At 59.4% G+C, this 13,973-nt stretch carries 8 protein-coding genes; 1 reads left to right on the forward strand and 7 read right to left on the reverse strand.

Translation table 11 applies throughout. From position 1 onward, the window contains the following. Nucleotides 1–6 precede the first annotated feature (6 nt). The 3 genes from GM668_RS01680 to dnaE form a co-directional block, all read right to left on the reverse strand. Nucleotides 7–2,421, reverse strand: a complete 2,415-nt coding sequence (locus GM668_RS01680) for an Ig-like domain-containing protein (RefSeq protein ID WP_155437191.1) — start codon at nucleotides 2,419–2,421, stop codon at nucleotides 7–9. Nucleotides 2,422–2,492: 71 nt separating this feature from the next. Next, a complete protein-coding gene (locus tag GM668_RS01685) occupies nucleotides 2,493–4,064 on the reverse strand; it encodes a DUF4214 domain-containing protein (RefSeq protein WP_155437192.1) in 1,572 nt (523 codons plus the stop codon). A gap of 61 nt (nucleotides 4,065–4,125) precedes the next feature. Further along, nucleotides 4,126–7,653 carry a DNA polymerase III subunit alpha gene (gene dnaE / locus GM668_RS01690; protein ID WP_155437193.1) on the reverse strand — a complete coding sequence of 1,176 codons (3,528 nt, stop codon included), beginning with the start codon at nucleotides 7,651–7,653 and terminating at the stop codon, nucleotides 4,126–4,128. A gap of 119 nt (nucleotides 7,654–7,772) precedes the next feature. Between dnaE and GM668_RS01695 the strand changes: the two genes are divergently transcribed. Continuing rightward, nucleotides 7,773–8,672 carry a sulfurtransferase gene (locus GM668_RS01695; RefSeq protein WP_155437194.1) on the forward strand — a complete coding sequence of 300 codons (900 nt, stop codon included), beginning with the start codon at nucleotides 7,773–7,775 and terminating at the stop codon, nucleotides 8,670–8,672. A 5-nt stretch (nucleotides 8,673–8,677) separates the two neighbouring features. Here the strand turns inward: GM668_RS01695 and GM668_RS01700 are convergent, their stop codons facing one another. The 4 genes from GM668_RS01700 to GM668_RS01715 form a co-directional block, all read right to left on the reverse strand. After that, entirely contained in the window at nucleotides 8,678–10,951 is a 2,274-nt protein-coding gene (locus GM668_RS01700; protein ID WP_155437195.1) for a DUF4214 domain-containing protein, read from the reverse strand. A 118-nt stretch (nucleotides 10,952–11,069) separates the two neighbouring features. After that, nucleotides 11,070–11,273, reverse strand: a complete 204-nt coding sequence (locus GM668_RS01705; RefSeq protein WP_155437196.1) for a DUF6447 family protein — start codon at nucleotides 11,271–11,273, stop codon at nucleotides 11,070–11,072. Between the two features lie 7 nt (nucleotides 11,274–11,280). Continuing rightward, nucleotides 11,281–12,615: a TolC family outer membrane protein gene (locus GM668_RS01710; RefSeq protein ID WP_371868604.1), complete on the reverse strand. Its 1,335-nt coding sequence runs from the start codon at nucleotides 12,613–12,615 to the stop codon at nucleotides 11,281–11,283. After that, nucleotides 12,612–13,970, reverse strand: coding sequence for an HlyD family type I secretion periplasmic adaptor subunit (locus GM668_RS01715; RefSeq protein ID WP_155437197.1), 1,359 nt, complete (start codon nucleotides 13,968–13,970; stop codon nucleotides 12,612–12,614). Before GM668_RS01715 ends, GM668_RS01710 begins: the two co-directional genes overlap by 4 nt. Nucleotides 13,971–13,973: the final 3 nt, after the last annotated feature.

The following is a 13,973-nucleotide window of genomic DNA, read 5'->3' on the forward strand; positions in this document are numbered from 1 at the left end:
CCGCTGCTATCCCGTATAGGGCGTGAAATCAAAGCCGTTGGTGATCGAGCCGATCACCTGCGCCTGGTTTTCCGAAGACTCGCTGAAGTAGGCCAAGACTTCCGCCCGGGTTGCCCGGTTCGTGTCCATGACATCTAGCCAGTAATTGAATCCGTTCGTCTCTGCCGGGCGATGCAGCACGTTGTTATACAGCTTCGTGATGTAATCGAAGTTGGTCGGATTGCCGCCGCCGTATCGGATGGCAAATTCATCGCTGCCAACGAAGCCTTGTGCCACCTCGCGCAACGATGCCCCGGCATCCATCCGCCCGATCCAGTAACCCAGTCCGGCCAAGTCCGGTGCGCGGTCAAATGCCGCCTGGTAAATACGGTAGGCTTGGCCGCCGTTGCCGTCGATATCCAGCCCCACGGCCAGCTTGTCGCTGAACGTGAGCCGCTCGATGTTGACCAGCGTATCCGTGCCGCCGCTGCCCACCGTATCCGTGACAGTGAAGCCGGTGGCAGTTTTCTTCACGGTGAAGTTTGCGCGGTTGCCGCTGAAACTCACGCTATCCGTACCGGCGCCGCCATCAATGTAATTGTTACCGGCGGTGGCTGACAGCGTATTGCCTTCGGCAGTACCCGTGATGTTGAGGGGGCTGGCGATGGTCACGGCGCGCACCGCCGACGCCAGCGACGTATTACCGGCCGCATCGGTTGCTTTCGCTGTAATGCTGTGGTTGCCGTTGGCCAGCAAGTCCGGCGTCAAACTCCATGTCCCATTGGCGCCGGCCGTGGCTGTTCCCAGGCTCTGCGTGCCGTCATACACGGAAACTTTCGACCCGGCTTCGGCAATGCCGGAGATCAGCGGACGGTTGGAAGCGATGCCGGCGCTCACGTTCACGGTTGGCGCATCCGGCGCCGTGGTATCCGTGGTCACAACCGATATGGACTGCGCGGCGGTGGCGGCCGACGTGTTGCCCGCCGCATCCGTGGCCTTGGCCGTGATGCTATGCGTGCCACTGGCCAAATCTGACGGCGTCAGGCTCCACGCGCCGCTGGTGTTGGCGGTCGCCGTACCCAGGCTGACCGTGCCGTCGAAGACTTCGACCTTGGCGCCCGCTTCCGTGACGCCGGAGAACGATGGCCGCGTATTGGAGACACCCGACCCCACCACCAGGGTCGGCACGACAGGCGGCGTGGCGTCAATGATCACGGATTTCGGCGTGGAAGCTGCCGACGTATTGCCCGCCGCATCGGTCGCCTTGGCGGTAATCGTGTGCGAGCCGTCCGCCAGGGTTGCCGGCGTCAGCAGCCACGTGCCGCTGCTGTTGGCCGTTGCCGTCCCCAGGCTCACCGTACCGTCAAACACTTCGACTTTGGCGCCCGCTTCCGTCGTACCAGAAAAGAGCGGACGGGCATTCGACGTGCCGGCGCTGACAGCCAAGGTCGGCACGACCGGCGGTGTGGTATCGGCGACCAGGCTGGCCAGTGTAATCGTGCCATCCGTGAAGCGCAGTTTTTCCATGTTGGCCAGCGTGTCGGTGCCTTCCGAACCGGTCACGGTCCACGTGGTGGCATTGACTTGCGAAACAGTGTACGCGCTGCGGGCGCCGTTGTAATAAGCGGTATCGGTACCGGCGCCGCCATTCAGTGTATCGTTGCCGCCATCGCCTTCCAGGATATCGTCGCCGCTGGTACCCGTCAGTGCATCCGCTGTGCTGGTACCGGCCAGCCAGCGCGCACCCGTCGTGGAATTCACGCCCAGCGCGCCACCGAGACCGTCGCCGCCATAAATCCACTTCAACGCAGCAATGTCGTATTCCTGGAACACGGACTTGGTGGCGCCGGTCTGCGTGTACGACATCAGCGTGTAATTCGTGTTATCGGTTGCCGTCGGCAAGTTCGGGCTGTCATCAAACGGGTGCTTCAAGCCCAGCATGTGTCCCAGTTCGTGCAGCAAGGTTTCATAGCCTTGCGTGCCGGCCGTCAGGTTGGCATTGTCGCTGCCCCATTCCACGTTATCGAGATAAACATACGCGCTGGCCGAATAACTGGTGACGGTATTGCTCTGGTACGAATAGCTGTAGCCGGAACTGCACAGGCCGGCTGTGTTGGCGCCACTGATATTGATGTTGGCAAAATGTACCTGTGCCTTTGCCGTGTCGGTGGTTTCCGTGAATGTAATCCCCGTCAGTTGCGTCAAATACGCTATCGCAGTGCGGGTGGCCGCCTGCTGCGACGTGCTGAACGCCAGCGGCGCGCTGAGGATATCGCTATTGTTTGTCTCGTTATTCCCGGCCACGGAAAACGTGTAGTAAATCGTGTTGGCCGTACCGCCAGTCACATAATTCCAGTCAGGCGACTTGCTGGGAAATAGCAGCGCGTCAATATAATTCTGGCCTGACGTGGTGGTAGTATTTACTTGGGTAACAGTTGCCATGGCGGGAATCACTGAGGAGTGTCAAAGTCTCCTCAGTATTTCCCTGAGTCATGACAAAGTCAATCGCCGCATCAGCCTTGCCACAGCGTGTAATCAAAGCCGTTGGCGATGATTTTAATGACCAGGTCTTTGTTTTCATTGGCTTCGCTGAAAAAGCCCAGTACTTCGCTGCGGGTGGCAGCCCCTTTGTTCATGACATCGAGCCAGTAATCCAGTCCCGCCTGTTCTGGCGCACGCTGCAGCACGTTGTTATACAGCTTGGTAAGGAAGGCAAAGTTGGTGGGATTCTCGCCATACAACGCTGTAAACTCGCTGCTGGCGACAAAGCTGGCCGCCACATCGCGCTGGCTGGCGCCGTGGTCCATCTGGCTGATCCAGTAACCGAGGCCCTTCAAATCCGGCGCACGGTTAAATGCCGCCTGATATAAGCGGTATGCCTGGCCGCCCACACCGTCAATGTCTAACCCGACCATTTTGTCGGCAAACATCAGGCGCTCCACGTTGGCCAGCTGGTCGGTACCGCCATTGCCTGCATCGTCTGTCACGGTAAAGCCGGCAGCGCTCTTCGTGACTGTGAAATTCGCGCGGTTGCCGCTGAATGCCACGGTGTCCGTGCCAGCGCCGCCATCGATTGTATTGTTGCCGGCGGTGGCTGCCAGTACATCGTTTGCGCTGGTGCCGGTCACGCTCGCCGTCGCGGCCAGGGACAACGGGATCGTCATATCGGCAAAGCGCAGCATTTCCATATTGGTCAGCGTATCCGTGCCCTCCGCCCCCGTCACGCTCCACGTAACGGCATCGACCTGCGCAATCGCATACGCACTGCGCACACCGTTGTAATAGGCGGTATCGGTACCATCGCCGCCATTGAGGAGATCGTTGCCGCCATCGCCTTCCAGCGTATCGTTGCCGGCAGTTCCCGTCAGCGCATCGGCCACGCTGGTACCCGCCAGCCAGCGCGCACCCGTGCCTTCGCCCAACGCACCACCCAGGCCATCGCCGCCGTACAGCCATTTGAGGGCGGCAAGGTCATATTCGCTATAAGCCGTCTTGTTGGGGCCGATGTGAGTGTACGACATCAGCGTATGCTCATTGTTGTCGGTTGCCGCGGGCAGCACGATGTCGCCGTCAAACGAGTGTTTCAAGCCCATCGCATGGCCCAGCTCATGCAGCACGAGTTCCTGGCCATAACCGCTGGTCAGCACGCTGGTGGTGCGCGCGTATTGCACATTGTCGAGATACACATACGCGCTGGCTGTATAGGACGTGATTTCCTGATTACCGTCGTAGTGATAGCGGTACGTCCATGAGCACCAACCGGAATAGTCATCGACCACGTCCGCGTTGGCAAAATGCAGCTGGGCCACTTCGCCATCGCTGGTCTCGATAAACTGTATGCCTGTCACGCTGGACAAATAAGCCAGCGCGGCGCGCGCCCCATCCTGTTGCTGGGCGCTGAACACCGAGATGGGGCTTTGCAGGTGGTTGTTGCTGGCCTGATTGCCGCTGGCAATGGAAAAGGTATAGCTGATGCTATTGCCCGCGCCGACATAATTCCAGTGCGGGCCCTTGCCCAGCAAGGCATCGATATAGTTCAGGCCGGACAACTGCGGCTGGGTCACGTCAGGGATGGTGGCCATCATGTTGACAAAAACAGATGTTCATAAGGCAACCATTATAGCGCTGCATCCCTGGCGCTGAACCTTAATATTCAAATGCGACTTCGCGTGCCCCCAATTGCTGTTCCAGCGTGAGTTTCAGCGCATCGGACGGCGCCACCCGCCACTCATCCCCCAGTTGCAGCACGCACTCCACACCCTGCGGCTGCACGCGCATGGCCACCGGCAAGCCGTTGACGTCGCGGTGCGGCTCCAGCACTTCCTTCAATTTCGCGGCGGTCACGGAGGTCGGCATGGCCCAGCCGACCTGGCGGCCAAACTGGATGCGCGCGGCAATGATGTCGTACACCTTTTCCGCGGAAATGCGCAAGCCGCCGGAGAAGCGGTCTTCCGATACTTTGCCAACAACGGCGAGGAATTCGTCATCCTTGAACATGCGCTTGTTTTCATCAAACACTTCGCTGTACACGGTGACTTCCACCACGGCGCTCTTGTCATCCAGCGTGATGATGTACAGCTTGCCGCGCTGCGTCATTTGCGGACGGATGCCCGTAATAACGCCGCACAGCATGCGCGGTTCGCGCGATGGTTCCAGCTCCGACAGTTTGGTGCGCGCAAAGCGGCGCGCTTCCGTCTGGTAGGAATCGAACATGTGGCCGGACAAATAAAAGCCCAGCGCCGTCTTTTCTTCCGCCAGCTTTTGCCGGTCGGTAAACGGCACGGCTTTCACATATTCCGGCGGCGCCACCAGGTCGGAATCATCGCCGCCAAACAGGCTGACCTGGTTCGCGGCCTTGGCTTCCTGTTCCGCGCATTCCATGGCGAAGCTGACGGATGCCAGCAAAATCGCACGGTCCACATTCAGGCAATCAAATGCGCCAGACTTGATCAGCGCTTCAATGGTGCGGCGGTTGATCTGTTTTTTATCGACGCGCTTGCAGAAGTCGAACAGGCTCGTGAACGGACCGCCCGCCTCGCGCGCCGCGATGATCGCTTCAATGGCATTTTGCCCCGCGCCTTTGACGCCGCCGAGGCCATAGCGGATTTGCGTGACTTTCTTGCCCGTGACGGAAGGCGGCGGGCCGTCCGGACGGAAGCGGTACGACGACTGGTTGACGTCCGGCGGCAAGATCGTCAGGCCGCACACCTCGATCGAATCTTCAACGAGGATTTTCACCTTTTCCGTATCGTCCATGGCCAGCGACATGTTGGCTGCCATGAATGCGGCGGGATGGTGGGCCTTCAGGTACGCGGTGTGATACGACAGCAAAGCATAGGCGGCAGCGTGCGATTTATTAAAACCGTAGCCCGCGAACTTTTCCATCAAGTCGAAAATCTCGTCGGCCTTCTCGGTGGTCAGGCCGCCGACTGCCGCACCCTTGCGGAAGATTTCGCGGTGCTCCGCCATCTCTTCCGCTTTCTTTTTACCCATCGCACGGCGCAGCATGTCCGCGCCGCCCAGCGAGTACCCGCCGACGATCTGCGCCATCTGCATCACCTGCTCCTGATACACCATGATGCCGTAGGTTTCGGACAGAATCGATTCCGTACGCGGGTCGGGGTATTCGAATTTCTCGCCGTGCTTACGTTTGCAGAAGTCCGGGATCAGGTCCATCGGGCCGGGACGGTACAGCGCCACCAGCGCGATAATGTCTTCGAAGCGGTCGGGACGCGCATCTTTCAACATGCCCTGCATCCCGCGCGATTCAAGCTGGAACACGGCGACTGTTTTCGCCTTGGTCAGCAAGTCATACGATGCCCGGTCCGTCAGCGGCAATTTCGCCAGGTCGAAGTCGGCCATGGCGGGATCGAGGTCCTTGATGTAGTTGACGGCGCGGTCCAGGATGGTCAGCGTGGTCAAACCCAAAAAGTCGAACTTCACGAGGCCGACGGCTTCCACGTCGTCCTTGTCGTACTGCGACACCACGCCACTGTCACCCGACTGCGTGTACAGCGGGCAGAAGTCCGTCAGCTTGCCCGGCGCGATCAGCACGCCGCCGGCGTGCATACCGATGTTACGGGTGATGCCCTCGACTTGCTGCGCCAGGTCCAGCAGCTGGCGCACTTCTTCTTCGTTTTCCTGGCGCTCCTTGAGCATCGGTTCTTCTTCGATGGCCTCGGCAATCGATACCGGCTTGCCCGGCTTGAATGGAATCAGCTTCGACACGCCGTCGCAGAACATGTAGCCGAAGTCCATTACGCGGCCCACGTCGCGGATCGCGCCCTTGGCCGCCATGGTGCCGAACGTGGCGATCTGCGACACCGCTTCGCGGCCATACAAATCCTTCACGTGCTGGATCACCAGCTCGCGCTTTTCCTGGCAAAAGTCAATGTCGAAGTCGGGCATCGAAACCCGTTCCGGGTTCAGGAAACGCTCAAACAGCAAGTTGTATTTCAGCGGATCCAGGTCGGTAATTTTCAGCGCATACGCGACCAGCGAACCTGCACCGGAACCCCGGCCCGGGCCGATCGGCACGCCATTGTTCTTGCCCCACTGGATAAATTCCGCAACGATCAGGAAGTAGCCCGGGAACTTCATCTTGATGATGGTTTCGTTCTCGAACTTCAGGCGCGCTTCGTAGCGCGGCCGTTCCTTTTCCCGCTTTTCCGGGTCGGGAAACAGGTGGATCAAGCGTTCTTCCAGGCCCTTCTGGGTTTCCGCGACGAGGAATTCATCAATCGTCATGCCCGGCGTTGGGAAGTTCGGCAATTGCGGCTTGCCCAAGGTGAGGGTCAGGTTGCAGCGCTTGGCGATTTCCACCGTGTTGGCAAGCGCGCCCGGCAAATCGTGGAACAGTTCGCGCATTTCCGCCTGCGTCAGGAAGCGCATCTGTTCATTGAAGCGCTTGACGCGCTTGGCGTTGGCGATCATCTCGCCTTCCGCGATACAGATACGGGCTTCGTGCGCAATGAATTCATCTTTCGACATGAATTGCACGGGGTGCGTGGCCACCACGGGCAAGCCCAGGCGCGACGCCAGCGCCACCGACTGGCGCACCTGCATTTCCTGGTTGGCTTGTCCTGCGCGCTGGATCTCGATATAAAAATGGCCAGGGAAGATTTCCGACCACTTGCGGGCATGCGCTTCGGCCAGCTCGATATCGCCATTGTCGATGGCCTGGCCGATATCGCCGAACTGCGCGCCGGACAGGCAAATGAGCGCGTTGCGCGGATCCTGGTCCGGCAGCAGCGGGTATTCTTTGTTGGGCAAGTCGCGCAGCCATTCGGTACGGATTTCCGCGCGGCCCTTGTACTGGTTGGTCAGCCACGCTTCCGACAGCAATTCGCACAGCTGCAGATAACCCATGCGGTTCTTCGCATACAGCATGACGCGGTGCGGCTTGTCGCGGTTGTCATCGTTGGTGATCCACGCGTCGACGCCCACCACCGGCTTGATGCCCTTGCCGCGTGCGGCCTTATAGAAGCGCACCATGCAAAACAGGTTGGCCAGGTCGGTCACGGCCAGCGCGCCCTGCTTATCCTTGACGGCAGCCTTGATGACGTCATCGATCCGCACCAGGCCATCGACGATCGAGTATTCCGTGTGCACCCGCAGGTGGACGAAGTCCGGATCCTTGGGTGCTGGCGCCGCTTGCTGTTCCTGATTTTCCATACCGATGTGCCGATGCTGCTGATGTCAAAGACCGCTATTTTACCGTGTGCGCAGGGTGCCTTATAATGCTTCTTTTTTCAGCATCGGCGGCTACGCCTTCCAAGCGGGCCGACAACATCATGTCTACCTCCCAATCTTCACAATTCGTCACGCAGTTCGTCAATATCGCTGCTTATAAATTCATCACTTTCAACGATACGGAAGCCCAGCGCCCCCGTTTCCAGGAAGTCTGCGCCCGCCTGGACTTGAAAGGCACCATCTTGCTGACGCCGGAAGGCATCAACATGTTCCTGTCCGGCACCCGCGCGAACATTGATGAATACTTGGCCTGGCTGCGCCAGGATGCGCGTTTCAGCGATATTGAAGTGAAGGAAAGCTTGTCGGCCGAGCAATCGCACAAGCGCATGCTGGTGAAGATCAAGAAAGAAATCATCACCATGCGCATGCCGCTGATCAAGCCGGAAGAAGGCCGCGCACCGCACGTGGAAGCGAAAACCCTGAAGCGCTGGCTGGACCAGGGTTACGACGACAATGGCAAGCCCGTTGTGATGGTCGATACCCGCAACGACTATGAAGTCGACGTCGGCACGTTCGAGAACACGGTGGATTACCGCCTGACCAAATTCACGGAATTCCCGGAAGTGATTGCCGCGCACAAGGCCGATTTCGAAGGCAAGACCGTGGTGACGTTCTGCACGGGCGGCATCCGCTGCGAAAAAGCCGCGATCCACATGCAAAACATTGGCTACGACAATGTGTACCAGCTGGAAGGCGGCATTTTGAAGTATTTCGAAGAAGTGGGCGGCGCGCACTACACGGGCGACTGCTTCGTGTTTGACTACCGCACCGCGCTGAACCCGAAACTGGAACCGACGGAAACCACGCAATGCTTCAATTGCCGCGCCGTGGTGACGCCGCGCGAGCAATTGTCGCCGCTGTACATCTATGAAAAGCAGTGCCCGCACTGCGCGCCGAAGGCGGAAGCCGCATCGGCAGCTGCCGCCAGCACCCCGGCCTAAGCTGCTTATCCCGTATAGGGAATGTAATGCACGCCATTGGTGATCGAACCGATCACCATGGCCTGGTTTTCAGACGACTCGCTGAAATCGGCCAGCACTTGCGCCCGCGGCGACAAATTTCGAGTCAGCACGTCAAGCCAGTACTCAAACCCGGTCTGCTCCGGTGCGCGGTGCAAGATGTTGTTGTAGAGCTTGGAAATGAAGTCAATATTGGTGGGATTGGCGCCCCCATACCGTGCGGCAAATTCATCGCTGCTGACAAAGCCGCTTGCCACCGTCGTCAGGCTGATGCCCTGGTCCAATGTGTTGATCCAAAAACCCAACCCACTCTGGTCCGGCGCGCGGTCAAACACGGCCTGGTACATCCGATAGGCTTTGCCGGCCACGCCATCGCTGCCCGTGTCGAACGCGATCGCGCCATCGTTGAACTGTACCCGCTCGACATGGGTCAGCACATCCGTGCCGCCACCGGCTTTATCGATAAGGAAATTGTCGCCGCTGCGGGACGCCGTGAAAGCGCTGCGCGCGCCGGCATAACGCACCACGTCCAGCCCGCCGCCGCCATCGATCCAGTCGCTGCCGGTACTGCCGGTCACCGTATCGTTGCCGCTGCCACCGAGTAAATCGTCGTCGCCTGCTGTGCCAATGATGGCGCCGGACTGCGCCGCCGGCGCGCTGCGCGTCTTGAAGTCATAGGTATTGGTGCCGGCGTAGCTGTTGCCGGCCAAGTCAGTAAAACTGCCGGCTGCCAGTACCAGCTTGTATTGCTGGTCCCCCATCAGCGTTGCGGTCGGGTCCACGGTCAACGTGGAGCCGCTGACAATCAGGCGCGAACTGGTGGCCGCATCAAAACTTTCCACCAGCGTGCCGTTCACCAGTTGCAACTGCAGCGTGCCGGTACCGCGCTTGACGGTTTCGCTGAACGTCAGGGCAATATGGCTGTTCAGCGCGATACCGGTGGCGCCATCCACCGGATTGAACGTCAACACCGTCGGCGCCGTCACATCCGCGCCGCCCAGCGTCCGCAAATCCACCACCTTGTCGCTGAAGGCGGCAAATTCGATATTGGTCAGCGTGTCGGCGCCGCCGCCCGCCGTGACGATGCGCGCCTTGGTCGTGACGGCATCATAGGTAATGGTGGCAGCCGTCGATAATCCGCTGAAACTTGCAGTATCACTGCCGGCGCCGCCATCGAGTGTATCGTCGCCGGCGCCACCGGTCAGGTTGTTATTGGCGTCATTGCCGATCAGGATATCGTTGCCGCTGCCGCCCACCGCGTTTTCAATGACGCAGCCAAATGCAATCCCCAGGTTGTCCGTGCCATCGTAGGTAATCACCGGCGCCGATCCGCTAAAGTTGAAGCCATCCGTGGACGCGGACTCAATGGTGATTTTCGAATAATGGCCAGCCTGCAAATCAATCATGCAACCCTTGGTGAAATTAGCAACGGAAATCGTATCCGTGCCGCCTGCATCCCATAAGGTCCGCATGAACGGTGTGGCAGGGTCGAATGTATACGTGTCATTGCCAGTCTTGTAGCGGGTATTGGCGCCGTACAGGTACTGGATGGCGGCAATATCATCGACCATCGGCGTGTCCGGCACAATGGTTTGGGTATGGTACGTGCGGCTGTTCCCCGACGTCGTGATATAGCCGTATTTGCTGTGCGCGCCGTTGGTATACGACATCACCGTGTACTGTTGCGTATCCTGCGCGCCTGTCAGTACCGGTGTGTCTTCAAACGAGTGCTTGAAGCCCAGCGCATGGCCGATTTCATGCAGCAGCGTGTAAAAATTATAATCACCGACATTCCATGTGCCTGCAACGGTAGGCGCATTGCCTGCGCTGAGCCAGACGTCGCCGCCGCTCGGGTAGGTCGCATCCGGGTAATACGCCCAGGCCGATGAGTTGGGATCCACATTGCTTGACCATGCAAAGCGGATGTCGCCCACTGTGGCCGAGGTATCGGCAGATTTGGTAAAAGTCAGGTTGGCCACCGAGGCCCATGCATCCAGGGCCCGCACTGCCGCCGTTTGCTGGACCGCGGTCAGCCCGGAAGCGGTCGCGGCATTTTGTTCCGCTTTCTCTGAATACGCCGTATTGCTGTCCGGGCCGGAAAACGTGGCAAAGCCGCTATCAGCCCACGGAAAACTGTACGTCAGCATCACGCCGGTACCGGCCGCCCCTCCCCATTTCTCTCCTGCCAGCAGCGCATTGATGATCAGTTGGGAAGTTTGGGCTACCTTGGTGGTAGTGCTGGCGGAACTGGGCGATGGCATGGCGACTCCACAATGAAGGGCGCAGCAAGCTCAAGCGGCTCATCAGCGCCTTTTCATTGTATGCCTAAAACAATTCCTATTTGAAGTAGGAATTATCTTAGCCCCACTACCTGATTCACTATTGCAACGAGCGGGGCATTGCAAGACGCAAGGCATTCTCATAAGCCTTGCGTGCCGTGGCATATACCGCCAGCCGGGCATTCAGCGTGGCGATTTCGTTGTCGACAAACTTGATATTCGTCACTTGCGTGCGGGCTTCCTCGCTGAGTTCATCCACGCGGTAGCTGACGCCATCTATCGTGACTTCTTCTTGTTCGTCCATCAGCACCTCAACGGAAATACGCGGCCATTTCGCGCACGTCATCGCGTTGCAGCATGCCGGCGGCAGCACGCAATTTCACATACGCGAGGATGTACGTATAGCGGGCTTGCGCCAGGTCGCGCAGCGTCACGCTCAACTGGCGCTGGGCATCCAGCAAGTCCAGGTTGATGCGCACGCCGCCACGGATACTTTGCTCCGTGGCTGTCACCAGCAATTTACCGGACTCGACCGCCTTTTCCAGCGCGGTGATACGGGCAGCGCTGCTGACCAGCTGGTCATAATCCTTGCGCAATTCCAGCGTCTGCTTGTCCGTTTCCGCCTGCAATTCCGCCTTCGCGCGTTCACGGTTGGCCACCGCCTGGCGGGTGGATGCACTGACGGCGCCACCGTTATAAATCGGAATGTTGAGCTGGAAGCCTACGCTCTTCGTCTTGTAATCCTGGTTGATGGTGGTGATCGATTCGGATTTGCTGTTGGACAGCGACGCCACCACGTCCAGGCGCGGATAATGGCCGGCGCGCTGCTTGTTGATTTCCTGCTGGCTGATATCGACACCCAGGCGGCGGCTCTGGATTTCGAAGTTGTTTTCCTTGGCCTTTTGCAGCCAGGAATCAAAGCTTTGCGTCTCAGGCTTGCGCAAGTTGAACTGCGCGCCCAACGGCGCCACCTGGTCCACGGGACCACCAATCACGCCTTCCAGCGTGGTGCGCGCACTGGCCACCGCATCCTGCGCTTCCAGCACGGCCGCTTCCGCCACATCGAGGCGGGCGCGGGTTTCCAGCATGTCGGTACGGGTGCCCTCGCCTTTCGTAAACAGACGGTCATTGACCTTCATGCGCTCGATGAACATGTCCCGTTCACGCACGGCCACATCCAGCTGGTCTTGGCGGAACAGCAAGTCCACATAGGCGCCCAGCACGCGCAAGGCCACTTGCTGCCCTTCGCCGAGGAAAGCGACACTGGCCAGCTCGGATTGCAGCACACCCTGCTTGTAGCGGGCCAGCGCATCGAAGTTCACCACCGGCTGGCGCAACTGCAATACCGTACTCTTGCTGGTGTAATCTTCGTGGCGGGTGGTGGTGGTCGTGATGTCGCTTTTATTCTTGCTGCCGCTGACGCTGGCAGACAGGCTGGGCAGCAATCCGGAACGTCCCAGGATGCGGTTTTCCGCACCCGCCTCGTTGGCATAGATGGCGGCGCGGTACTGCGGATCATTTTTCAGGGCCGCTTCATACGCTTGCATCAAATCCAGCGCGCTGGCGCCGGAAGCATGCAGCGCCATCACAGCGCCCAGCGCCTGCGCCAGCAGGCCGCGTTTGGTTCGCAGGAATTTCAAAATCACTCCTCCGTCATCGATGATTTGGCGCGGTCAAAGATAGGCTTCAGCAGGTAATTCATCATGGTGCGCTCACCCGTCTTGACGAACAGTTCCACCGGCATACCTGGACGCACTTCCATCTTTTTGTGCTGCATGATTTTCAAGCCTTCCGGCGATACTTTTGCCAGCACGCTGTAATACGGCTGGCCGGTGTGCTCGTCGACCAGGCGGTCGGCCGACACCTTGATGATCGAGCCAGGAATGTGCGGCGTGGTATTGCTGTTGAAGGCAGAGAAAATCAATTCTGCCGGCAAGCCGACATGGACTTTGTCGACCAGGTTGACCGGCAGGCGGCCTTCCACCACCAGCGCATCGTCCAGCGGCACCACATCCATCATTTTGAAGCCAGGGCTCACTACACCACCCTTGGTGAACACGGTCATGCCCATCACCACGCCGTCGACCGGCGACACCACGTCGGTGTTTTCCACCGCATACTGTTCCGCCGTCAGGCGGTTGGTCAGCGCCGTCGCTTCACGCTGCACGTCGGCCAGCTGGGTACGCACTTCCTTCTGGTAATCCTGCATGCGCTGCGAGCGGCGCATCGATGTTTCTGCAATCTGGCGCTGCAAGCGGCCAATCGTGCCGACATCTTCCGCAATCGCCCCTTTGACTTGCACCAGGTTGCGTTCCACTTCCAGCAGGCGTGCACGCGCCACATAGCCGTCCTTGGCCAGGTCGCGCAAGTTATCCACCTGTTCTTTCAAGATGGCTTGCTGTTCCTTTTTGCTCTCACGCGACGCTTCCACCCCGGCCAACTGGGATTTCAAGCCGGCGATATTTTCTTCAAAAGCACCCAGTTCACTTTGCAGCGATGCCTGGCGGGTGGCGAACAGCTGGTTTTGCAGCGCCACGTTTTCCACCACACGGGGGTCTTGCTGGTATTGCTTCAGCGCCGGCGGGAACACCGGGGCGCCCTTGCCGTCACGCTCCGCGATCAGGCGCGCTTCCGTGGCGCGCGCCGTGAACAGCTGGGATTTCGTCACTTCCGCCTGGGCGTTGACTTGTACGCCATTCATGCGCACCAGTACCTGGCCTTTTTTGACTTGCTCGCCATCCTTGACCAGGATGTCTTGCACGGTGCCGCCCGACAAATGCTGGACGGACTTGCGGTTGCCTTCCTTGGCGATATTGCCGGACATCGGTACGCCTTTGTCCAGCGGTGCAAACGTGGCCCACAGCAGGAAGCCCACCACACCGGCCAGCACAATCAGCCAGCCCAGGCGGCTGTAGGCGCGGGCATCGGTGTGCACGGTTTCCGCGTCGACGTCATGCGCCACCACGTCGGTGGCCAAAGCCTTGCGATCGATTAATTTCATGAT

The sequence above is a fragment of the Pseudoduganella ginsengisoli genome, from assembly GCF_009720865.1.
GTDB lineage: Bacteria > Pseudomonadota > Gammaproteobacteria > Burkholderiales > Burkholderiaceae_D > Rugamonas > Rugamonas ginsengisoli.

Coding starts and splice junctions, on each gene's coding strand:
- GM668_RS01680 (WP_155437191.1), bottom strand. CDS start 2,421: ATGGCAACTGTTACCCAAGTAAATACTACCACCACGTCAGGCCAGAAT.
- GM668_RS01685 (WP_155437192.1), bottom strand. CDS start 4,064: ATGATGGCCACCATCCCTGACGTGACCCAGCCGCAGTTGTCCGGCCTG.
- dnaE (WP_155437193.1), bottom strand. CDS start 7,653: ATGGAAAATCAGGAACAGCAAGCGGCGCCAGCACCCAAGGATCCGGAC.
- GM668_RS01695 (WP_155437194.1), top strand. CDS start 7,773: ATGTCTACCTCCCAATCTTCACAATTCGTCACGCAGTTCGTCAATATC.
- GM668_RS01700 (WP_155437195.1), bottom strand. CDS start 10,951: ATGCCATCGCCCAGTTCCGCCAGCACTACCACCAAGGTAGCCCAAACT.
- GM668_RS01705 (WP_155437196.1), bottom strand. CDS start 11,273: ATGGACGAACAAGAAGAAGTCACGATAGATGGCGTCAGCTACCGCGTG.
- GM668_RS01715 (WP_155437197.1), bottom strand. CDS start 13,970: ATGAAATTAATCGATCGCAAGGCTTTGGCCACCGACGTGGTGGCGCAT.